Source organism: Pseudomonas sp. 13B_2.1_Bac1 (assembly GCF_025466155.1).
GTDB classification, from domain to species: Bacteria; Pseudomonadota; Gammaproteobacteria; order Pseudomonadales; family Pseudomonadaceae; genus Aquipseudomonas; species Aquipseudomonas aylmerensis.
This window is the reverse complement of the sequence record NZ_JANLOH010000086.1, coordinates 16,532-38,656: the sequence shown is the minus strand read 5'-3', so window position 1 is coordinate 38,656 and position 22,125 is coordinate 16,532. Positions and strand designations below refer to the sequence as shown.

The window sequence follows — 22,125 nt, the reverse complement described above, 5'->3', positions numbered from 1 at the left end:
ACGATATCGGCCACGGTGCTCAACACATCCTTGCCCAACTGTATCGAACGTTTACCCGACCAGCCGGTGTGCGGGTTGGGGGCGTCGTCGTTGTCCTTGAAGGGCATTTCCAGGGTCAGTGACAGGCAGTCGTATTTCTCGCCGACCGCGTTGCAGGCCAGGGTCATGTTGGCCTCGCCCGGCAGGTCGCGGGTGTAGCCGTGAACGGTCTGGAAGTCGCGGGTCAGGGCGCTCAAGTGGCTGCGGAAGTGTTTCTCCAGGGCTTCGATGCGCGGGGTGTAGCCGGGGTTGCCTTCGCAACCGGCGGTAAACACATAGGGGATTTCCTCGTCGCCGTGGATATCCAGGAACAGGTCGACGCCGTATTTTTCCATCTGCTGCTGCACGAACAGCACTTCCGGGCTGAGTTCCTGGCTGGCGCTCTGCCAGGCCCGGTTGAGGTCCTGGCCCATGGCGTTGGTGCGCAGGTGGCCGTGGAAGGCGCCGTCCGGGTTCATGTTGGGCACCAGGTAGAGGTCGGCCACCGCCAGCAGTTTTTTCAGCTCGGCGTCACCGTCCTGCTGCAGGCGTTCAATGATGCCTTCCATAAACCATTCGGCCATGTGCTCACCAGGGTGCTGCTGGGCAATGATCCAGACCTTGCGTCGGCCTTCGCCGCCCTTGCCGCGACGCAGCAAGGGGATATCACGGCCTTCGACACTTTTACCGGTGGCCAGCAATTGGGTGCCCGCACGGCTCAGGGCCTGGGCGATCAGCCCGTCATGGCGTTCACGGCTGTAGGGCTCGAAGTAGGCAATCCAGGCGTGCTTCTCGCGCGTCTCGAGGCTGATGTGCAGGATCTCGCCGTCAAAGCGTGTGGGCACACGGAACCAGTTGATATGGTCGTAGGAGGCCACCGCGTTGTAGCCGCTCCACGCATGGCGGTAGGACGACTTGCCGGCGTTGCTCAGGCGGAACGTGTGGGTGTGGCCCACGTGCATGCCTTCGGCCTTGAAGTGGAACCACTGGAAATGTTGGCTGCGCGTATCCGGGTTGATCGCCAACAGCAACTGGTAGGCGTCGCTGGCGTCGAGCACCTGGATATTGCCACTGTCGAAGTCGGTGCTGATCTTGATGGAGGTCAAGGCCACGGTCATAGTCTGGTTGCCTGAGTATGAGTTGTGGCGGCTATCTTACACACGAGTCTGGTAAAGACTGGACGCAAAATTGTTGCGGAGGAGGGGGGGCGTCGTCCCTGACGCCGCCGCAGCTTAGAATCTATGAGATTGATTCTCAAGCGCTATTTCACAGAGAACTGGGCTAGAGCGCTCGCACGGCTTTCTTTTGACGATGGTCTTTTGCTACCATGCGCGCCATCGAGCAACACACAGTCTTCATTAGCCTGAAGCCATGCCAGGAAAACTGGCAAAAAAAGACCCGGCCAAAGAGCCGGGTCAAAAACCGTGATTAGCCTGATGAGGAGATATTCCAAGAGTCCGACCTAAGGTCCCTTGGTCTATCGACTGATCTCGCGATCAGCTGGGTCCAATAATAATCATTATCATTTGCAAGTCAAATGTTTTTATCCGTGTGATAGAAATATTTTTCCTTCGCGCCGCTTACGCGCTCGCCTGAGCGTCAGGCGCTTGCAGTGATCGCTCCACCATCGCCTTCGCCATATCAATCAAATACACCACTGAAAAGGCCAGGTCGCGTTGGTTGCCCTGATGGCTGCTCGCTGATTCGTAGGCGGTGGCCGCAGCACTGCGCAACAGGTCCGAGGCGTGCACCAGGGCTTCCTCCTGGCTGATGCCCGGCTTGATGGCGAAGAACGTCCCGTCCGGGGTTGGCGTCGACATATTTTCTTTCAAGTAAAAGTCCAATGCGCGCTGTGCTGCGCCGCTGCTGCGCAGGTCGTGCAAGTCGGCATTTTCGCAAGGGTCAGGCAGGAGATACGGGCTCGTCGTCATAAGGGCGGTGCTCTGGGGTGAGTGTCTAAAACCTTGAGTTCGATGATAGTACGTATCGTATTCATGTCGTTTTATGGATTACTACAAACTGTTTATTGCCCTGGGAAATCCGTGACGTATCGTCTGGCGCCATGGATAACTGGATAGCGTTGGTCAAGGCCAACATGGAAGACCGCAAGGTCACGCAGGTCGAACTCGCCGAGCGCTTGGGCATGTCCCAGGGCGGGATCGGGCATTGGCTCAACAAGCGCCGGGTACCGAGCCTGGCGGACATGAACCGGGTGCTCGAAGAGCTGGGGCTGGGGTATCTGGAAGTGGTGCTGCAGATCCGCGAAAAGACCGCCGGGGACCGGGCTGCGCCGACCCGCTACAACCCGTATTTCCGCTACCCGGTCAGCGACTGGAAAGGCCTGTGCGAACTGCGCGAAGAGCGCCCGGCCTATGGCGCTGCCCGCTTCGAACTGACCGATTACCACGCCCGTGGCGAGGCCTTCTGGCTGCCGGTCAGCGGCGACGCAATGACCGCGCCCAGTGGTCTCAGCATCGGCGCCGGGTCAATGATCCTGGTCGACCCGGCGTTGGCGGCCGAACCGGGCAAACTGGTGGTTGCCCAATGGGCCGGCCATCCCCAGGCGACCTTCCGCCAGCTGCTCGAGGAGAGCGGCCAGCGGTACCTGGTGCCGCTCAACCCCACCTACCCAAAACAGTTGCTCACCGACGCGTGTCGCATCCTGGGCGTCGTCGTGCAGGCCACGGCAAAGTTCTAGCCCGCCGCGTCGAGTTCCACCAACGCCGCGCCCTCGGCAACCATTTCGCCTTCCTGGCAGAACAGTGCCTTGACCACCCCAGCCTGGGGCGCACGGATGCTGTGCTCCATCTTCATGGCTTCCAGCACCACCAACTGCGTGCCGGCCTCCACCGTTTGGCCAACATCCACCAGCACCCGCACGATGCTGCCATTCATCGGCGCCGTCAGGCCGCCCTGATGCGACTGGTTGGCGTCGACCGCAGCGATCGGATCGAACAGGCTCACGCCGTACACTTCATTGTCCCAGCGCAGGAACACAGTGTCTTCGCTGCGAACTGCGAGATGCGCGCGACGCACGCCCTGATGCTCGGTCAGCAACTGCTCGCCGTGCAACTGCGCGGCATCTGCCGCCAGCGTGACCAGCCGATCCTGCCCATTGCAGGTCAAGTGCAGCGACACCTCGGCCGGCAAGCCGAGGCGCAGGCCACGGTTGTCCGCCCAAGGCCCGTCAGCCGCCGGCAAGCTCTGCATGAACGCCGCACCCGCGGCCTGCCAGAACGCGTCGCTCAAGGCGCCGGGCACCGGCAGCAATTCCTCCTGATAACGCGCAATGAACCCGGTATCCAGCTCGGCGGCGGCAAATGCCGGATGGCCGATAATGCGCCGCAGGAAACTCAAGTTGGTCTTCAGCCCGCCGACGGCAAACTCATCGAGCATGGTCGACAGGCGCAGCCGCGCCTGTTCACGGTTCTCGCCCCAGGCAATCAACTTGCCGAGCATCGGGTCATAGAACGGCGAGACGTTGTCGCCCTGTTCGACGCCGCTGTCCACCCGGCGGCCCGGGCCAGGGGCCGATTCGCGGTACAGCGCCAGGTGCCCGGTGGCGGGCAGGAAATCATTCACCGGGTCCTCGGCATACAGGCGCACTTCAATCGCATGGCCGATCAGCGGCACCCGTTCCTGCGTGATCGGCAGCGCCTCACCCTGGGCGACACGAATCTGCCAGGCCACCAGGTCCAGGCCGGTAATCGCTTCCGTGACCGGATGCTCCACCTGCAGCCGCGTGTTCATCTCCATGAAGAAGAAGTCGCCACGCGCATCCAGCAAGAACTCCACGGTGCCCGCGCCGACATAGCCGATGGCCTGGGCCGCACGCACCGCCGCCTCACCCATCGCCCGGCGTTGTTCAACGCTCAGGCCGGGTGCCGGTGCTTCTTCGACGACTTTCTGGTGGCGCCGCTGGATCGAGCAATCGCGTTCATTGAGGTACAGGCAATGCCCATGCTGGTCGGCAAACACCTGGATTTCCACATGGCGTGGCTTAAGCAGGTATTTCTCTACCAGCATTTGCGCGTTGCCGAACGACGACAGCGCCTCACGCTGGGCAGACGCCAGGGCTTCGGCCAATTGGCTGACGTCCTCGACCACCTTCATGCCCTTGCCGCCACCGCCGGCGGTGGCCTTGAGCAGCACCGGATAGCCAATGCGTTCGCAGGCGGCGCGAAAGGTGTCGAGGTCCTGGGCTTCGCCGTGATAACCGGGCACCAACGGCACGCCGGCTGTTTCCATCAGGGCCTTGGCCGCCGACTTGCTGCCCATGGCGTCGATGGCCGAGGCGGGCGGGCCGAGGAATATCAAGCCAGCGGCTTCGATCGCACGGGCAAAGCCGGCATTTTCCGACAGGAAGCCGTAGCCCGGATGGATCGCCTGGGCGCCGCTGGCCTGGGCGGCGGCGATCAGTTTGTCGATCTGCAGGTAGCTCTCGGTGGCCTTGCTGCCACCCAGGTCGACACGTATGTCGGCTTCGCGGCTGTGCCGCGCATCGCGGTCGATGGCGCTGTGCACGGCGACGGTGGTCAGGCCCATGGCCTTGGCGGTGCGCATTACCCGGCAGGCAATTTCGCCACGGTTGGCCACCAGCACGGTGGTCAATGTACTCATGAACGCGGCTCCTGTGCCTGCCAGCCTGGCTGACGTTTTTGCAGGAAGGCGCGCAAGCCTTCCTGGCCTTCGGCGCTGACACGGATACGCGCAATGGCATTTTCGCAATAGCGGCGCAGGGCCGGGGTAAGTGCACCGTTGCCGACCTCGCGCAGCAGGTCCTTACTGGCGCGCATCGCCGCCGGGCTGTTCTGCAGCAGGTTGGCGATCCACTGTTCCACTTGCCCGTCGAGTTCGCCGAGGGGATAGCTTTCCGCCAACAGGCCGATTTCCCGCGCACGCTGGCCGCCAAAACGTTCGGCAGTCAGGGCATAGCGGCGCGCAGCACGCTCGCCAATGGCCTGGACCACAAACGGGCTGATCACTGCCGGTGCCAGGCCGATGCGCACTTCGGACAGGCAGAACTGCGCGTCGTCGGCGCCGATGGCCATGTCGCAGCAACTGATCAAGCCCAGCGCACCGCCATAGGCCGCGCCTTGCACGACTGCCAGGGTGGGGATTTTCAACTTGGCCAGGTTGTACATCAATTCCGCCAGCTCGCGGGCGTCGTCCAGGTTGGTGTGGTAATCCAGCTCGGCCGACTGCTGCATCCAGGCCAGGTCGGCGCCGGCGCTGAAGTGCTTGCCGCGCCCGCGCAGGACCAGGAAACGCAGGGACGCATCTGCCTGGACCTGGTCGAGGGCGATGATCAGCTCGCGGATCATCTCGGCATTGAACGCGTTGTTCTTGGCTTCACGACTGAGCCACAGCGTGGCAAATCCACGGCTGTCGGTGATCAGTTCGAGGGTGTTGAAGTCGCTCATGGGGTATAGCTCCATTTACATGCGGAACACGCCGAAGCGGCTCGGCTCGATCGGGGCGTTCAGTGCGGCGGACAGGGCCAGGGCCAGCACGTCGCGGGTCTGCAGCGGGTCGATGACCCCGTCGTCCCACAGGCGCGCACTGGAATAGTAGGGATGGCCCTGAGTTTCATACTGATCGAGGATCGGCTGCTTGATCGCGGCCTCTTCTTCGGCGCTGAACCCATGGCCGGCCCGCTCGGCCTGCTCGCGCTTGACCTGCACCAGCACGCCTGCCGCCTGTTCGGCGCCCATCACACCGATGCGCGCGTTGGGCCACATCCACAGGAAACGCGGGTCATAGGCGCGGCCGCACATGCCGTAGTTGCCGGCACCGAAACTGCCGCCGATGATCACGGTGAACTTCGGCACCTTGGCGCAGGCCACCGCGGTGACCAGCTTGGCGCCATGCTTGGCGATGCCGCCGGCCTCATATTTTTGCCCGACCATGAAGCCGGTGATGTTCTGCAGGAACAGCAACGGAATCCCGCGTTGGCAGGCCAGTTCGATGAAGTGCGCGCCTTTTTGTGCGGCTTCGGCGAAGAGAATCCCGTTGTTGGCGAGGATCGCAATCGGGTAGCCGTGCAAGTGCGCGAAGCCGCATACCAGCGTGGTGCCAAACAGCGCCTTGAATTCATCGAACACCGAACCGTCGACCAGCCGCGCGATCACTTCGCGCACATCGAATGGCTGCTTGGCATCGGCCGGGATCACGCCGTAGAGCTCTTCGCTGCTGTACAACGGCGCCACGGGCGGGCGTTGGCTTACCTGACCCTGCTTGCGCCAGTTGAGGTTGGCTACGCTGCGCCGGGCCAGGGCCAGCGCGTGTTCGTCGTTGTCGGCATAGTGGTCGGCCACGCCGGAAACCTTGCAATGCACGTCCGCACCGCCGAGGTCTTCGGCGCTGACCACTTCACCGGTCGCAGCCTTCACCAGTGGCGGCCCGGCGAGAAAGATGGTCGCCTGGTTGCGCACCATGATCGCTTCGTCGGCCATCGCCGGCACATAGGCGCCGCCGGCGGTGCACGAGCCCATTACCACGGCGATCTGCGGGATGCCCTGGGCGCTCATGTTGGCCTGGTTGAAGAAGATCCGTCCGAAGTGCTCGCGGTCGGGGAATACCTCGTCCTGGCGCGGCAGGTTGGCGCCGCCGGAGTCGACCAGGTAGATGCACGGCAGGCGGTTCTGCTCGGCAATGGTCTGGGCGCGCAGGTGTTTTTTCACCGTGAGCGGGTAGTAGGAGCCACCTTTCACCGTGGCGTCGTTGGCAACGATCATGCACTCGACACCTTCGACGCGGCCGATCCCGGCGATCACCCCGGCGGCGGGCACGTCCTCGCCGTACACCTGATGGGCGGCCAGTTGGCTGAGCTCAAGGAACGGCGAGCCCGGGTCGAGCAGGCGATTGATGCGCTCGCGTGGCAGCAGCTTGCCGCGCGAGGTGTGGCGTTCCTGGGCCTTGGCGCCGCCACCTTGCTGCACATGGGCGAGCAGGGTGTGCAGGGCGTCGACCTGTTGGTGCATTGCCGCGCTGTTGGCGACGAATTCCGCCGAGCGCGGGTTGAGCTGGGTGTGCAGGGTGGCCATGAGTGCGCTCCTTCAGCGGGTTTCGTTGAAGAGTTCGCGACCGATCAGCATCCGCCGAATCTCGCTGGTGCCGGCGCCGATTTCATACAGCTTGGCGTCACGCAGCAGGCGCCCAGCGGGGAATTCGTTGATATAGCCGTTGCCGCCCAGGATCTGGATCGCGTCGAGGGCCATTTGCGTGGCGCGTTCGGCGCTGTAGAGGATCACCCCGGCGGCGTCCTTGCGCGTGGTTTCGCCGCGCTCGCAAGCCTGGGCCACCGCGTAGAGGTAGGCGCGGCTGGCGTTGAGTTGGGTGTACATGTCGGCGACCTTGCCCTGGATCAGCTGGAATTCGCCGATGCTCTGGCCGAACTGCTTGCGGTCGTGGATGTACGGCACGATCAGGTCCATGCACGCCTGCATGATCCCGGTGGGGCCGCCGGAAAGCACCACGCGTTCGTAGTCGAGGCCGCTCATCAGCACTTTCACGCCGCCATTGAGCACGCCGAGAATGTTCTCCTCGGGCACTTCCACATCATCGAAAAACAGCTCGCAGGTGTTGGAGCCGCGCATGCCCAGCTTGTCGAACTTGGTGCTGCGGCTGAAGCCTTTCCAGTCGCGCTCGACGATAAATGCTGTGATGCCGTGGGGGCCTTTTTCCAGGTCGGTCTTGGCGTAGATCACATACGTGCTGGCGTCGGGGCCGTTGGTGATCCAGGTCTTGCTGCCGTTGAGCACGTAGCGGTCGCCGCGTTTGTCGGCGCGCAGTTTCATCGAGACCACGTCGGAGCCGGCGTTCGGTTCGCTCATGGCCAGCGCACCCACGTGTTCGCCACTGATCAGCTGTGGCAGGTACTTGAGCTTCTGCGCGTGGTTGCCGTTGCGGTTGATCTGGTTCACACACAGGTTGGAGTGAGCGCCGTAGGACAACGCCACCGACGCCGAGCCGCGGCTGATCTCTTCCATGGCGACCACGTGGGCCAGGTAACCCAGGCCGGCGCCGCCGTATTCTTCCGGCACGGTAATGCCGAGCAGGCCCATGTCACCGAACTTGCGCCACAGGTCGGCGGGGAACAGGTTGTCGATGTCGATCTGTGCCGCGCGCGGGGCGATTTCCTTGGCCACGAAGGACTGCACCTGGTCGCGCAGCATGTCGATGGTTTCACCGAGGGCGAAGTTCAGGGACGGGTAACTCATGGACAGGCACCTTAATGTGAGCTTTGTTGTTGTGTGGATGGCGCGCCAGGGAAGGGCGCTCACCTTTACGTTAACGTAAGCTTGCGTTAAGGCGCTGTCAATCGTAGTTTACGTTTACGTCAACCTACAAAAAAGACAACAGGGGTCGTTATGGATCAACCGAACCAGAGCTACAGTCGTGGCACGCAGGACAAGGCCTTGCTGGCCATGACCATTGGCCAGGCCTTCGATCACACCGTCGCGCAATACCCCGATGGCGAAGCGTTGATTGTCCGCCACCAGCAGCGCCGCTACACCTGGCGGCAACTGGCCGAGGCGGTGGATCTGCATGCGCGTGCGTTCCTCGCCCTGGGCATGCAGACCGGTGATCGCCTGGGCATCTGGGCCCCCAACTGCGCCGAGTGGTGCATCAGCCAGATCGCCAGCGCCAAGCTCGGGGTGATCCTGGTGAATATCAACCCGGCCTATCGCAGCAGTGAGCTGGAGTACGTGCTCAAGCAGTCCGGCTGCCAGTGGCTGGTGTGTGCCGGGTCGTTCAAGACCTCCGATTACCATGCCATGTTGCAGGAATTGAAGCCCGACCTGCGCGGGCTTATCAGCCTCGACCCCAGCCCGCCGCCGGGATTCCTGCCCTGGGCGCAGTTGGCGGCACTCGGCGCCGGCATCCCGCCCGAACACTTGCGTACTCGCCAGGCCAGCCTGCACTTCGATCAAGCCGTCAACATCCAGTACACCTCCGGCACCACCGGCTTCCCCAAGGGGGCCACCCTCAGTCACCACAACATTCTCAATAACGGCTACATGGTCGGCGAAAGCCTGGGCCTGACCGCGCAAGACCGCCTGGTCATCCCGGTGCCGCTGTATCACTGCTTCGGCATGGTCATGGGTAACCTCGGTTGCATCACCCACGGCACCACCATGATCTACCCCAATGACGGCTTCGACCCGTTGCTGACCTTGAGCGCCGTCGCTGAAGAGCGCGCCACCGGTCTCTATGGGGTACCGACGATGTTCATCGCGATGCTCGATGACCCACGCCGCGGCGAGTTCGACCTGGCGACCTTGCGCACCGGCATCATGGCCGGCGCCACGTGCCCCATCGAGGTGATGCGCCGGGTCATCAGCGAGCTGCACATGGGCGAGGTGCAGATTGCCTACGGCATGACCGAAACCAGCCCGGTGTCGCTGCAAACCGGCGCGGAGGATGACCTGGAGCGCCGCGTGACCACCGTCGGCCGCACCCAGCCGCAGTTGGAAAGCAAGATCATCGACACCGATGGCAATACGGTTGCACGCGGTGAGATCGGCGAGTTGTGCACCCGTGGCTACAGCGTGATGCTCGGTTATTGGAACAACCCCGACGCCACCCGCGAGGCAATCGACGACGCCGGCTGGATGCACACCGGCGACCTGGCGAGCATGGATGAGCACGGCTATGTGAGCATTGCCGGGCGCAACAAGGACATGATCATTCGCGGTGGGGAAAACGTCTATCCGCGCGAGCTGGAGGAGTTCTTCTTCACCCATCCGGCGGTGGCCGATGTGCAGATCATCGGTATTCCGGATGCGCGTTACGGCGAGGAGATCGTCGCCTGGGTCAAGTTCCATCCGGGGCATGTGGCCAATGCGCTGGAACTGCAGACCTGGTGCAAGGGGCGCATCGCACACTTCAAGACGCCCCGGCACTTCAAGTTCGTGGATGAGTTTCCGATGACGGTGACCGGCAAGATCCAGAAATTCCGCATGCGCGAGATCAGCATCGAGGAGCTGAACATCCGCCGCTGATGCGGGGTGCATGCCTACCGCGTCCCGCGCGCGGGTGTTGCCTAGAGTGGCGCAATATTTCGCCACTCGAAGGCTACACGCATGACAGACAGCATCACTGACCCACCCGCCGACAGAGTTTCGGACCTGCAAAGTCCGCACCTGAGTGTCATCAAGGACAATACTCCCGACTGGTACACCGAGGCGCAGGGCAGCCGCAAAATTGAACTGGCGTCATTGGACCTGCGTATTCCCGACTGGTACAAAAAGGCCCCGCCAGCTGACAGGGACCGCCTGGGCAAGGTCCACCAGCGCAGCCGGGCGTCGTTGAACCAACTGGATCAGATGCTCGGTGAGCTGAAGCCACCGGCAGAGTATGCCGAGCCGCTGTTGGTGGCCGCGATCGAACAAAAGTTCGGGAAACGGCTGGACACCAGGAAGGTGTTCTATGCGCGCAAATTCGAACAAACCAGCTGCGACGCGCAGCTCACTGAGGTCTCGACCACGCGCGCCAGCGACTTGGGACCGCAGTTTTATTCGTATAAAGGTGTCAGCCTGTTGGAGGCGGCGCTGAATAACTTTGCTCCGGATCAGGCGAATGAGCCGGTGTGCGCGGACTGTCACTTGATCACCGGGTACGATTTTCACCGGTATTCAGGCGCGCTGGTGCACACCTCGGCCAATGTAAAGTCGCTCAAGCTCGACATCCAGGCCCATGCGTTTGCCCAACTGTGCAGGGAGCTGGACCTGGGGCGTTCCTACTATGAATACCTGCGAGCCGCCATCAACCGCCATATTGCGCCAGGAACCGAGAACCAGTCGACGGGCAAGTTGTACAGCAGCCTGATCATCAGCCACCGAAACCAATTGGAGCTGGCAGCAGAAATCGCCGTGATGAAGGGCGATATCCTGCCTGAGCAATACCAGTTGATCTGCAACCTGCTGGTTAATCAGTCCACCGGTAAGTGGTCAGGAAAAGCGGTCAAGTTTTCGCCGTTGCGGCTGTGCAATATTTCCATCAAGAACATCCTGGTCATAGGTGCGGTGGAGTGGCCGGACAGCCCAAGGAATGCCCAGTACGTGGCGCTGCCCTGCATGGTGTATATCCCTGGCGATCCGCTTTATCCACTCAAGAGCTACGAACACATAGCCGCCTTCACCGACCACTTGACCACACGCCTGTGCCAGGCCGAATACCGGAAATTTTTCAGCCAGTTCGTGCCGCTTGCCGATCAGTACCGGTTTTTTACCCGGCTCAAGGTCGTGCTTGACCCCGACGCGGCGCATGCCGAGGATGAGGATTTTGTCCCCGCCAATAAAGGTCGAATCACCGACCAGGGGAAGTATGGCGCCGCATGGCGTGATGTCTGGATGAACTGCGCGATGCAGCGTATCCAGCTGATCATGGACAACGCCAGTGCCGCTGCGGTCTCCACCCAATCGATGGACGATCAGGCCGATAAGGCCCGGCTTTGGTCATGGGGCGGCACGGCGCTGGATATTCTCAATGTGGCGTCTTTCGTGGTGCCCTTCCTGGGGGAGGCCATGCTGGTCGTTGCGGCCGTGCAGATGGTCTATGAGATAGGCGAAGGCGTTGAAGCGTGGTCCGAAGGTGACACCCGCACGGCCTGGGCGCACTTTGCGGCGGTGGGGCTGGATCTGGCGGGGCTGGCGGTGCCCAAAGTGCTGATGGCAGCCAAAGACACGGCCTTTATCAAGCGCCTGGTGCACGTGGAATTCGGCGGGCGTACGCGTTTGCACAGTATCAATCCGGGGCAATACCTGCACCGGATCGCCTTGCCCAAAGGGCTGCGCCCGAACGCGCAGGGGCTGTATGCGCACGAGGGAGGCCTGTACCTGCCGGCAGCCGCCGGTGGTCACTACAAGGTCGCCATCAGCGCCGAGGGTGAATCCAGGCTCCTGCATCCCGACGGCGATTCACGTTATGCACCGCGCATCCACCCTAACGGCGTGGGCGCCTGGGTCCATGAGTTCGAACAACCCCTGACGTGGGACCGCAAGACCTTGCTACGGCGCATTGGCCATACGGTCGATCACCTGAGCGACAGCCAACTCGAGCAGGCGCGGCTATTCAGCGGTGTGTCGGATGACGAGTTGCGCCAGATGTACGTCGAGCACCAGGCGCCGCCGCCACTCTTCAGAGACATGCTGCGCCGATTTGAGTGCGCCACCAAGCACCAGGCTTTCATCGACCGACTGAGTAGTTCCGACCCCGACGTGTACAGCCGCGTCGACTGGTTCATGCAAGTGAAGTTGTTGATCGATAATGGCATGTGGCCTAAATCGCGGGTGCTGCTGGCCTTTGATTCCGAAGGCGATCTGACGTGGCTTTCAGCCAAAGTGCGAAACCCGCGGGAGGTGGTCAAGTTGCAGCCTGAACAGCTCGACAGTGGTGCCCTGCTTCCTCCAATGCTTGAGCAAATGACTGAAGATGAAATACGCGGATTGTTGGGAGAGGACGAGGTCGAACGCAAAGTACTGTGGCAGCAGATGCTGATGGGCATCATTTCACCCGGTGAGCGGTCCGTTGACGGTAAACCGACCTTCACCGAAAAGCGTATGGCGCAACTGATGCGCGAACAACGCACACCTGCGGCCAGGGCCGCAAGGTACCGGGATCGTTTGCTGAAAGCGGCTCAAAACACCCGGGGTGAGCTGTTCAATCTGGACATGTCGGCCGGTGATATCTCCAGTGACGTCCATGTCCAGTGGCTGCGGCGCAGCTTTCCCAGCTTGCCTAAATTGGCCGCCGAAGAAATAGTCGCCCATGCCAGGCCCGAGGAGCTGGCACGCCGTAGTGAAACCACATCACGCTTACCGTTGCGATTGGCCGAGGAGGCACGCCGTTACGCGCAGAAAGCGCGGGTCATGCGCGCGCATGCCGACCTGCTGTTCGACAACCAACTCACAATGGACGGTGTACACCTGGCGCTGCACAAGCTGGCCGCCATCCCGGGGAAACTGGAAGGGGTGTGTCTTGAGTTGCGCGCGGATACGTATGAGGGGCCTGTACTGGACCGGGTCGGCAATAGGGACGCCCCCACGCAACTTCGCCTGATCCGCAGCGACATGAAGGAGTGGATGCTATATAGCGGGCCGCAGCAACGACTCTATTGGCGCAGTGACAAGGACGCCTTTTTCAGTGCGCTGTGGACCGCCAGCGGCGGTCAGTTCACCCACTGGCCAGCGTTGCGATCCGCCACCCAGGCCTTGAAAGCAGAACTGGCGCACCTGCCGCTGAGCGAGCAGGCAAGCCGGCGCGCGCTGGGCCTGCAAACGATCAGGCCCGGCTTCAAATCCCCGATGCGTCTGGCGGATGGGCGTATAGGTTATCCGCTGAGTCCGGTCGGCGGCGCTGCACAGCGTCCGTTTGTTTGCACGATGAAAGCCATGCTGCTTTACCCCTCCAGGTCCCTGGCGGAAGTCGAGACCCTGCTCGGGCTTCAAGGCGCGGCGGATGCCGTGCTATTGGCGAGGCTGGCGCACCTGGAAACCGAGTTTTTCGATCTGAACAAAGCGCTGGTCAACTGGCAGGGAGAGGAATCGGGCTATGCGAGTGCAAGGCGCAGAGTCTCGGCGGCGATCAAACACGCCTGGCAGCGAGGTAGCACGCAGGCATTTGCGGGGGACGGCACGCCGATCGGCCATGTGCTGGATCTATCCGAAGAAGTGATCGGTGAGCTGCCTGCGATCAGCGCCAATATGGATCATGTGGGCCATTTGAAATTACGAGGAATGGGGCTTTCAGACGATTCGTTGGCTTTTCTCCAGGCGTTTGGTGGTTTGCGCTGGCTGAACATGAGCGAAAACAATTTAACCCAACTGCCGGCGTTTCGAGACGGCGGGGCAGGGCTGACCAAACTCTACTTGCAAGGCAATGATATCCAGCTGAGCGAGCCGAGCCGATTGCGCCTGGAGAGCATGCAGCAGTTGAAGATCCTGAACCTGGGGCACAATCGACGGTTGGGTTGGTCGGCGGCCCTGAGCGGCATGCGGCAGTTGAACCAGTTGTACCTGCCCAATACCGGCACCACCCGTTTTCCCGTCGGTGCCGAACGTTTGTCACATCTGGCCCGTATCGACTTGCACACAAACCAGATCATCACGTTGCCTGAGTATGCTTACCAGCATCTGGAGCGCATCAACGTGCACGACAACCCATTTTCGGCGGCCACCCGTGCGCGCCTTCGAATCGGCGCGCCACTGAACGAGCCGCGATGGGACGAGCACGTAACGGCGAGTGAAGCGCGCGGGCGCTGGTTGGATGGGGCGTCGGCCACCGCGTTGGCGCAACGTGGCGAGGTCTGGGACGAGCTTATCGCCAGCCCTGATTCGGCGGCTTTTTTTACGGTATTGGCCGACACCACCCGCAGTGCCGAGTACACCAGTAAAACGACGCGGCCCATACTCGCGCGGCGGGTTTGGGACATGCTTGAGGCGGCAAGCGAAAGCCAGCCTATTCGGGAGGCGTTATTTTCCATCGCCGACGATCGAGTCACCTGTGGCGACGGCAGTGCGGTTGAATTCATGAACCTTGAGAGTGAGCTTTTGGGTGCCAGGGCGCTCGCATTGGCGCAAACGGAGGACGCTGAAGGTGCACTGATAGCCACTGCCAGGAAGCTGTTCCGTCTAAGCCTGGTGGACGCTATTGCGCAGCGCGATGTTGAGGCCAGGACGCCCGGGTTCACTGAGCAGGTCGAAGTCATCCTGGCTTATCGTATCCGCCTTGCAGACCGGCTGGGGTTGCCGATCAACGCCCGTGAAATGCTGTTTCCCCACCAGGCCAGTGTCAGTTCCGAAGCGATTGATGAGGCTTATGCACGTGTGTTGCGTGACGAACGCAATGTCGGGGAGGAGGAGTCCTTTTTTGTAGGGCGTACGTTCTGGGAAAAGCACCTTCGTACCCGCTACCCAAAAGAGCTGAACGCGCTGATGACGCCGGAACTGGCGGTGCTCGACGAGAAAAGCACCGCATTGTTCGAACTGTCGGATCTTGAAGGTGAGAAAGACAGTGCAGCAGACCAGGCTACGAAAGACGTGTGGCAGGCAAACTATAACGAGGCGGCCGACCGGCTGGCGGGGCTGTTGGGCAAGCATAGGGATGAAGTGCTGGTGGCGGGCTCGATGCAGAGTGCTTTTTTCGAGACGCAACTCAAGCAGGTGAGTACCGCACGTCAGGCGCTGGAACAGCGTGCGCTGCGAACCCTGACACGCAAGGTGCTTAACAACGCTGCGGCCCAGGAAGGCACATCGCTGTAAACGCGTGAAGTGCAGAAAGCACAAAGGGGACCCGAGGGTCCCCTTTAATTTGTCGTTGCGTGCTCTTTTTTTATTATTGAGGGGCGGTCTATTGTTGTTTTTGGCAACCGTTACCCTTTACCGCTGTTTTTGGCGACCCCCATCCGGGGTCAAGAGCAAACGTATTTTTTTGAGCGCTGATCTGCTTCTTCGTTATCGATCCAACCAGTGGGTAGCTACCTGAGGTAGTTTTATTTTTCTCTAACCGGTTGCGGGTTGCGGCACGCCGTACCCTGCGAAGCACATCTTCTCCAAAAAAATCTGTTAGCTGCGTCTCTGCCGTGTTGTTTTTGTTATGTCAGAGTCGTTTCGTCTTATTTTTATTAGGTTTGGCGCTTTTTATTCTTGTTATGCCATAGAGATAGCAGAAGCCGTGCCAACTTTACAAAACCCTTTAAAATCAATGATTTAAATTTTGTGTGGGCAACGGCCTACGGCAAATGCGACAAAATATGTTCCCGTGTTACTCGATGTGTAGCTGTGCGGTAACACATTGTCACGCCCGCGCTACTCAACTGGCGTTACGTGCCTTGGCCACCCTCGAGCCGGTAGGCCGGCCCAACACCTGGCTGATGTGCTGGCCCGCGCGCATCAATGCGTCCAGGTCGACACCGGTGTGAATGCCCAGGCCATTGAGCAGGTAGAGCACGTCTTCGGTGGCGACGTTACCGCTGGCGCCCTTGGCGTAGGGGCAGCCGCCGAGGCCCGCGATAGAGCTGTCGAACACATTGATACCTTCGAGCAGGCTGGCGTAGATATTGGCGATGGCCTGGCCATAGGTGTCATGGAAGTGGCCGGCCAACTTGTCGCGTGGCACCTGCGCGCCCACCACGTCGAACAACCTGCGAGTGGCGCCTGCCGTGCCGGTGCCGATGGTGTCGCCCAGGGACACTTCATAGCAGCCCATCGCATACAGTTCGCGCGCGACCGCCGCCACTTGCTCCGGCGCGATCTCGCCCTCGTACGGACAGCCCAGCACACAGGACACATAGCCACGCACGCTGATGCCGTGCTGCCTGGCCTGTGCCATCAGCGGCGCAAAGCGTTCCAGGCTTTCACTGATGGAACAGTTGATGTTGCGCTGGGAAAACGCCTCGGACGCCGCGGCAAACACTGCGACTTCCTTCACCCCGGCCGCCAGCGCGTCTTCAAAGCCGCGCAGGTTCGGCGCCAGTGCGCCGTAGGTCACGCCGGGCTTGCGCTGGATCTGCGCGAACACCTCGGCAGAGCCGGCCATCTGCGGCACCCACTTGGGCGAGACAAAGCTGCCGACTTCGATATAGCTCAAGCCCGCCGCGCTGAGGGCATCCACCAGGTGAACCTTGTCGGCCACGCTGATGGGCTGGGCTTCGTTCTGCAAACCGTCGCGCGGGCCGACTTCCACCAGGCGTACGTGTGAGGGGAGGGGCATGGCAGCTACCTTCTGGTTAATGACCGGCCTGATTCATGGTCTGGGCGAGGGCCTGGGTGCAGCGCTCTTCGGCGGTGTCCAGTTCCAGTTTCATCTGTTCGATATCCAGCAACTGTTGCTCCAGTTGCTCACGGCGCTCGGCGATCTTCGCGAGCATGCTGTTGAGCTGGATATGGTTGCCGCTGGTGGGGTCGTAGAGTTCGATCAGCTCGCGACACTCGGCCAGGGAAAAGCCAATGCGCTTGCCGCGCAGGATCAGCTTCAGGCTGACCTTGTCACGCGCCGAGTAGATGCGCTCCTGGCCCCGGCGTTCCGGGGCCAGCAGGCCTTGTTCTTCATAGAAGCGAATGGCGCGGGTCGTGATGTCGAGCTCGCGGGCGAGGTCGGAGATGCTGTAGGTGGTGCTCATGGGGGCGCTCAAGAAGGTCTTGGCGCTAAGCTAATGTCAGGTTGACGTTTACGTCAAGGCGGATTGCTCAGGGGGCTGCTTCGCCGCCCGACGCAGGGCAAGCCCGCTCGCCACAGCAAGTCCGCCCACCCGGGGTCAGGCCTGCTTGCCATCGAGCTTCTTCTCATGCGCGGTCACTTGCTGGCACAGCTCGATCATCTGCTCGCGCATCCAGCGATTGGCCGGGTCCTGGTCGGTGCTTTCGTGCCAGTACAGGTGGGTTTCCACCGGCGGCACATCGTTGACCGGCAGGTTGAACCAGTGCAGTTCATGGCGACGGGCGAAACGCTCCGGCACGGTCATGACCATGTCGGTCTGCTGCAGCACCTGCGAGGCCATCAGGTAATGCTGGGAGCGCAGGGCGATCTTGCGCTGGATGCCCATCTTGCCCAGGGCCAGGTCGACGTGGCCCAGGCCGTTGCGGCGGCTGGAGATATGAATGTGGGTCAGCGACAGGTAGTCATCCAGGGTGAATTTGTCCTTGCCCGCCATCGGGTGGCCCTTGCGCATGGCACACACGTAGCGGTCTTCCATCAGCTTGACGTGGCGCACTTGCGGGTCGGTATTGAGCGGCGCATCCACGGCAAAATCCAGGCGCCCGGCCGCCAGTTCCTTGGTGGTCTCGCGGCGTTTGGACAGGAAGCTCTCGATCACCACGGTCGGCGCCAGGCGGCGCAGGCGCTGGAACAGCAGGGGCAGAATCACCGCCTCGGTGAGGTCGGTCATGCTGATGCGATAGGTCTTGGCCGCCTGCTGCGGGTTGAAGATGCGGCTTTCCTGCACCGACACCCGCAGCAACGATAGCGCATTGCGCACCGGGCCGATGATGTTCTGCGCCATCGGCGTAGGCACCATGCCCTGGGCGGTGCGCACGAACAGCGGGTCGTTGAAGGTTTCCCGAAGACGCGCCAGGGCGTTGGACACCGCCGGCTGGGTAATGCCGACAATCTGCCCGGCGCGGGTCAGGTTGGCTTCGGTGTAGATCGCGTCAAAGACGATAAACAGGTTGAGGTCGACCTTGCTCAGATTCATTTCGTTGCGCTCTTATTGTTAGGTGTCCATACGCCGATCATATATCGGTGATGAATGTTAATACACGCCGAGAATAGGCTAGGTAAATTATCAGCGCTGTTCTAGCATCGATTGCATGACCTAAACAACCTCTCAGAGAAGGGAGCTGCTCATGGATTTCGCCTATTCGCCCAAGGTTCAGGAACTGCGTGAACGCGTCACTGCGTTCATGGATGCTTACGTTTACCCGGCCGAGCCGGTGTTCGAACGCCAGGTCAGCGAAGGTGATCGCTGGCAGCCCACCGCCATCATGGAAGAGCTGAAAGCCAAGGCTAAGGCCGAAGGCCTGTGGAACCTGTTTCTGCCCGAATCCGAACTGGGCGCCGGCCTGACCAACCTTGAATACGCGCCGCTGGCCGAAATCATGGGTCGCTCGCTGCTGGGCCCGGAGCCGTTCAACTGCTCCGCTCCCGACACCGGCAACATGGAAGTGCTGGTGCGCTACGCCAATGAAGAACAGAAACAACGCTGGCTCGAACCGCTGCTGCGCGGCGAGATTCGCTCGGCATTCGCCATGACCGAGCCGGATGTGGCCTCCTCGGACGCCACCAACATGGCCGCCCGCGCCGAGCGCCAGGGCGACGAGTGGGTGATCAACGGTAAAAAGTGGTGGACCTCCGGCGCCTGCGACCCGCGCTGCAAGATTCTGATCTTCATGGGCCTGAGCAATCCGGACGCGCCGCGCCACCAGCAACACTCGATGATCCTGGTGCCGGTGGACGCCCCCGGCGTGAAAATCGTCCGGCCGCTGCCGGTATTCGGTTACGACGACGCCCCCCACGGCCATGCCGAAGTGCTGTTTGACAACGTGCGTGTGCCGTATGAAAACGTGCTGCTCGGTGAAGGCCGTGGCTTCGAGATCGCCCAGGGGCGCCTTGGCCCGGGCCGTATCCACCACTGCATGCGCTCAATCGGCATGGCCGAGCGCGCACTGGAACTGATGTGCAAGCGCTCCGTCAGCCGCACCGCCTTCGGCAAGCCGTTGGCGCGCCTGGGCGGCAATATCGACAAGATCGCCGACTCGCGCATGGAAATCGACATGGCGCGCCTGCTGACCTTGAAGGCCGCCTACATGATGGACACCGTGGGCAATAAAGTGGCGAAAAGCGAAATCGCCCAGATCAAGGTGGTGGCACCGAACGTCGCCTTGAAGGTGATCGACCGCGCGATCCAGATCCACGGCGGCGCCGGTGTGTCCAACGACTTCCCGCTGGCTTACATGTACGCCATGCAACGCACCCTGCGCCTGGCCGACGGCCCGGACGAAGTGCACCGCGCAGCGATCGGCAAGTTCGAGATCGGCAAATATGTGCCTAAAGAGTTGATGCGCAGCGGGCAGTAAAAAGGCCGCTCGAAACGCGCTCCATTGTGGTGAGCGGGATTGTGGTGAGCGGGCTTGCCCGCGTTGGGGCGAAGCCCCCCCTGAAACCTGAGCACTCTATTTACCTGATGGGCCGCGGCCTTCTTGATGGGGCCTGCTGCGCAGCCCAACGCGGGGCAAGCCCGCTCACCACAGGGTGGGTGGTTAGTGGGCGCTTGCTTGGCGCTTTTCAGTACACCCACACCTCCACCCGCCGATTCTTGATCCGCCCCTCGTCCGCCGTATTCGCCGCCACCGGCATCTGCGCGCCGAACCCACGGATATCGCGCAGTACCACGCCGCTCTTGACCAGCTCACGGCGCACCGCCATCGCGCGCAACTTCGACAGCAGCGCGGCGCGCTGCGGGTCGTTCTTGGCGTCGCCGAAGCCCACCAGCGTCACTTGTTTATCCAGCTTTTCATGGCTTTTCAGGTACGTCACCACGCGCTGCAGATCCTGGCGCGCCTTGTTGTCGAGGCTTGCGCTGCCTTCCTCGAAACGAAAATTCACCGTCAGCCGCTGGGCCTCACGGGCGATAGCCTGATAATCCTCGGGCATCGATGGACGTGGCTGCACCGCGATCGCCTGCACCTGCTGTGCGATAAACCCGTTGGCCGCGACGATCGCCTGGCCCTTGCTGGTCTGGGTGAAGTCCACCAGCGCCTTGGCCCAGGGGTTGTGCCCGGACGGTGGCAGGTAAAAGAACAAGCGGCGCGACAGCGGGTAATCCTCGGTAGCGATCAGGCTGTTGAGCGCCAGCATCGGTTGCGAATCGCCGTCGACAATCGCCAGCGCCTTGGCCTGGCGCACGTAGGGCAGGCCGATGAAACCGATGCCCTGGGGATCCTGGCTGACCGCATCGGACAGCGCTTCGCTGGACTCGAAACGCTTGGCTGATGCGACGAGAGGCTTGCTGCGCCGATTCAGCACCAGCTCCTTGAACGTGTCGTAAGTGCCGGATTGATCATCGCGCGCGTACACGTGAATGGGCCCGCCGATGCCACCGAGGGCCTCCCAGGTGCTGGCTTCGCCGTTGAAGATCTGCGCCAGTTGTTCGGTGTTCAACCTGTTCAGTGGGTTTTGCGGGTTGAGGATGATGGCCAGGCCGTCGATGGCGATCACCTGCTCGGCGCCGGGGCTTTTCAGGTCGCCCAGGGGTTCGAGGTCCACCAGCTCGCTGTCCTTGATCGGACGCGAAGACGCAGCAAGGTCGGCGCCGGCTTTTTTAAGTGCGGCAAATCCGGTGCTGGAGCCGTGGGCCGCGACTTCGATGGTCACGGTCTTGCCCTGGCGTGTCTTGCCGATGACCCGCTGTTCATTGGCGCCATCGCCAGGTTCGCTGTGCACGCCCTGCAAGCCTTGATGTTCCATCAAGCCCTTGACCAACGCGGGGCCGAGCGCCGCACCGATGGTGTTGGAGCCCTGGATGCGCAAGGCGGGGCCTTGCTCGGGAACGGGGAGGGAAGCAGCGACAGCGAAGAGAGGAAAAAGGGTCAGCACTAACAGAACGCGCAGCATCATGCCGGCACCTTCTCAAGCCAAAGGGGGTGCGGCGAGATTAAGTCAGCAAGATTGCATTCATGTGACGAGCAACCGTAGGAGCCGGCAAGCCGGCTCCTACAGTGGAGCGTGTGGTCAGCTCAGTTCAAGCCAGATCGGCGCATGGTCCGACGGTTTTTCCAGCCCGCGCAATTCGTAATCCACCCCGGCATCCTTGACCCGTGGCACCAGGCCGTTGGATGCAAGGATCACGTCGATGCGCAGCCCGCGCTTGGGCTCGTCTTCAAACCCGCGGCTGCGGTAGTCGAACCAGCTGAAACGGTCGGCCACGTCCGGGTTGAGGTGGCGGAAGCTGTCCACCAGGCCCCAGTTCTTCAGGCGTGCCATCCACTCGCGCTCTTCCGGCAGGAAGCTGCACTTGCCGGTTTTCAGCCAGCGTTTGGCGTTGTCGGCGCCGATGCCGATGTCGCAATCTTCCGGGGAAATATTTACATCGCCCATCACCACCAGTGCCTGGTCATTGCTGAACTGGCTTTCCAGCAGTTGCTGCAAGTCTGCGTAGAAGCGCTGCTTGGCCGGGAACTTGGTGGGGTGGTCACGGCTTTCGCCCTGGGGGAAATAGCCGTTCATGATGGTGACCGGCTGGCCGTTCTCGTCGGCGAAGGTGCCCCAGATAAAGCGGCGCTGGGCGTCTTCTTCATCGCTGGCAAAGCCTTTGTGCACGCTCAGGGCTTCTTTGCGCGACAGCAGCGCCACGCCGTAGTGACCTTTTTGCCCGTGGTAGTACACGTGGTAGCCCAAGGCCTGCACTTCGGCGAGGGGGAACTGGTCGTCGTGGACCTTGGTTTCCTGCAGGCCGATCACGTCGGGCTGGTGTTTTTCAATCAGCGCCGCCAGCTGATGAGGGCGGGCGCGCAGCCCGTTGATATTGAAGGAGACGATTTTCATGGTCGGCAGTCCAGTCCTGGCAAAAGGGCGATGCTAGCGGACAAGTCGGACGGGGGCCAGCGT

General features: G+C 61.7%; 15 protein-coding genes. 4 read left to right on the top strand and 11 right to left on the bottom strand.

Annotated features, from left to right (window positions below; genetic code table 11):
• The coding region (locus tag NTD80_RS20075) for a M14-type cytosolic carboxypeptidase (protein WP_262134687.1) at positions 1–1,136 on the bottom strand (1,136 nt) is incomplete at its 3' end.
• A 462-nt stretch (positions 1,137–1,598) separates the two neighbouring features.
• Positions 1,599–1,949 carry a DUF6124 family protein gene (locus tag NTD80_RS20070; protein ID WP_065901086.1) on the bottom strand — a complete coding sequence of 117 codons (351 nt, stop codon included), beginning with the start codon at positions 1,947–1,949 and terminating at the stop codon, positions 1,599–1,601.
• A gap of 131 nt (positions 1,950–2,080) precedes the next feature.
• Here NTD80_RS20070 and NTD80_RS20065 point away from each other — a divergent pair, with 131 nt between their 5' ends.
• The gene (locus NTD80_RS20065; protein WP_262134686.1) at positions 2,081–2,716 is read left to right on the top strand and encodes a LexA family protein; all 636 of its coding nucleotides are present in this window, start codon (positions 2,081–2,083) and stop codon (positions 2,714–2,716) included.
• Here the strand turns inward: NTD80_RS20065 and NTD80_RS20060 are convergent.
• Genes NTD80_RS20060 through NTD80_RS20045 form a run of 4 tightly spaced genes read right to left on the bottom strand, consistent with a single transcriptional unit; the run spans position 2,713 to position 8,240 of the window.
• Entirely contained in the window at positions 2,713–4,638 is a 1,926-nt protein-coding gene (locus NTD80_RS20060; RefSeq protein WP_262134685.1) for an acetyl/propionyl/methylcrotonyl-CoA carboxylase subunit alpha, read from the bottom strand. The two genes, NTD80_RS20065 and NTD80_RS20060, sit on opposite strands and share 4 nt — an antisense overlap.
• Positions 4,635–5,441: a gamma-carboxygeranoyl-CoA hydratase gene (locus tag NTD80_RS20055; protein WP_065901076.1), complete on the bottom strand. Its 807-nt coding sequence runs from the start codon at positions 5,439–5,441 to the stop codon at positions 4,635–4,637. The genes NTD80_RS20060 and NTD80_RS20055 overlap by 4 nt, the downstream gene beginning before the upstream one ends.
• 15 nt (positions 5,442–5,456) lie before the next feature.
• Complete coding sequence (locus tag NTD80_RS20050; RefSeq protein ID WP_262134684.1) at positions 5,457–7,064, bottom strand: carboxyl transferase domain-containing protein; 1,608 nt, start codon at positions 7,062–7,064, stop codon at positions 5,457–5,459.
• 12 nt (positions 7,065–7,076) lie between these two features.
• Positions 7,077–8,240: an isovaleryl-CoA dehydrogenase gene (locus NTD80_RS20045; protein ID WP_262134683.1), complete on the bottom strand. Its 1,164-nt coding sequence runs from the start codon at positions 8,238–8,240 to the stop codon at positions 7,077–7,079.
• A gap of 150 nt (positions 8,241–8,390) precedes the next feature.
• Between NTD80_RS20045 and NTD80_RS20040 the strand changes: the two genes are divergently transcribed.
• Positions 8,391–10,025: an AMP-binding protein gene (locus NTD80_RS20040; RefSeq protein ID WP_213551209.1), complete on the top strand. Its 1,635-nt coding sequence runs from the start codon at positions 8,391–8,393 to the stop codon at positions 10,023–10,025.
• Positions 10,026–10,106: 81 nt separating this feature from the next.
• Positions 10,107–15,284, top strand: a complete 5,178-nt coding sequence (locus tag NTD80_RS20035) for an NEL-type E3 ubiquitin ligase domain-containing protein (protein WP_262134682.1) — start codon at positions 10,107–10,109, stop codon at positions 15,282–15,284.
• 550 nt (positions 15,285–15,834) lie between these two features.
• Here the strand turns inward: NTD80_RS20035 and NTD80_RS20030 are convergent.
• The 3 genes from NTD80_RS20030 to NTD80_RS20020 all read right to left on the bottom strand — a co-directional run bounded on the left by NTD80_RS20030 (position 15,835) and on the right by NTD80_RS20020 (position 18,214).
• Positions 15,835–16,734 (bottom strand): hydroxymethylglutaryl-CoA lyase, encoded by a 900-nt coding sequence (locus tag NTD80_RS20030; RefSeq protein ID WP_262134681.1) that lies wholly within the window; start codon positions 16,732–16,734, stop codon positions 15,835–15,837.
• Between the two features lie 16 nt (positions 16,735–16,750).
• Entirely contained in the window at positions 16,751–17,143 is a 393-nt protein-coding gene (locus tag NTD80_RS20025; protein ID WP_106803382.1) for a MerR family transcriptional regulator, read from the bottom strand.
• Positions 17,144–17,278: 135 nt separating this feature from the next.
• The gene (locus NTD80_RS20020; RefSeq protein WP_017136514.1) at positions 17,279–18,214 is read right to left on the bottom strand and encodes a LysR family transcriptional regulator; all 936 of its coding nucleotides are present in this window, start codon (positions 18,212–18,214) and stop codon (positions 17,279–17,281) included.
• A 151-nt stretch (positions 18,215–18,365) separates the two neighbouring features.
• On the opposite strand from NTD80_RS20020, the gene NTD80_RS20015 reads away from it, so the two are divergent.
• Entirely contained in the window at positions 18,366–19,595 is a 1,230-nt protein-coding gene (locus tag NTD80_RS20015; protein WP_029298342.1) for an acyl-CoA dehydrogenase, read from the top strand.
• Positions 19,596–19,803: 208 nt separating this feature from the next.
• On the opposite strand, the gene NTD80_RS20010 is transcribed toward NTD80_RS20015, so the two are convergent.
• Together NTD80_RS20010 and xthA are read right to left on the bottom strand one after the other, a co-directional pair.
• Positions 19,804–21,135 carry a phosphate ABC transporter substrate-binding/OmpA family protein gene (locus NTD80_RS20010; RefSeq protein WP_262134680.1) on the bottom strand — a complete coding sequence of 444 codons (1,332 nt, stop codon included), beginning with the start codon at positions 21,133–21,135 and terminating at the stop codon, positions 19,804–19,806.
• Positions 21,136–21,249: 114 nt separating this feature from the next.
• Positions 21,250–22,062 (bottom strand): exodeoxyribonuclease III, encoded by an 813-nt coding sequence (xthA, locus tag NTD80_RS20005; RefSeq protein ID WP_065901056.1) that lies wholly within the window; start codon positions 22,060–22,062, stop codon positions 21,250–21,252.
• Positions 22,063–22,125 lie beyond the last annotated feature (63 nt).

Coding starts and splice junctions, on each gene's coding strand:
- NTD80_RS20045 (WP_262134683.1), bottom strand. CDS start 8,240: ATGAGTTACCCGTCCCTGAACTTCGCCCTCGGTGAAACCATCGACATG.
- NTD80_RS20050 (WP_262134684.1), bottom strand. CDS start 7,064: ATGGCCACCCTGCACACCCAGCTCAACCCGCGCTCGGCGGAATTCGTC.
- NTD80_RS20015 (WP_029298342.1), top strand. CDS start 18,366: ATGGATTTCGCCTATTCGCCCAAGGTTCAGGAACTGCGTGAACGCGTC.
- NTD80_RS20025 (WP_106803382.1), bottom strand. CDS start 17,143: ATGAGCACCACCTACAGCATCTCCGACCTCGCCCGCGAGCTCGACATC.
- NTD80_RS20020 (WP_017136514.1), bottom strand. CDS start 18,214: ATGAATCTGAGCAAGGTCGACCTCAACCTGTTTATCGTCTTTGACGCG.
- NTD80_RS20035 (WP_262134682.1), top strand. CDS start 10,107: ATGACAGACAGCATCACTGACCCACCCGCCGACAGAGTTTCGGACCTG.
- NTD80_RS20010 (WP_262134680.1), bottom strand. CDS start 21,135: ATGATGCTGCGCGTTCTGTTAGTGCTGACCCTTTTTCCTCTCTTCGCT.
- NTD80_RS20030 (WP_262134681.1), bottom strand. CDS start 16,734: ATGCCCCTCCCCTCACACGTACGCCTGGTGGAAGTCGGCCCGCGCGAC.
- xthA (WP_065901056.1), bottom strand. CDS start 22,062: ATGAAAATCGTCTCCTTCAATATCAACGGGCTGCGCGCCCGCCCTCAT.
- NTD80_RS20055 (WP_065901076.1), bottom strand. CDS start 5,441: ATGAGCGACTTCAACACCCTCGAACTGATCACCGACAGCCGTGGATTT.
- NTD80_RS20065 (WP_262134686.1), top strand. CDS start 2,081: ATGGATAACTGGATAGCGTTGGTCAAGGCCAACATGGAAGACCGCAAG.
- NTD80_RS20060 (WP_262134685.1), bottom strand. CDS start 4,638: ATGAGTACATTGACCACCGTGCTGGTGGCCAACCGTGGCGAAATTGCC.
- NTD80_RS20070 (WP_065901086.1), bottom strand. CDS start 1,949: ATGACGACGAGCCCGTATCTCCTGCCTGACCCTTGCGAAAATGCCGAC.
- NTD80_RS20040 (WP_213551209.1), top strand. CDS start 8,391: ATGGATCAACCGAACCAGAGCTACAGTCGTGGCACGCAGGACAAGGCC.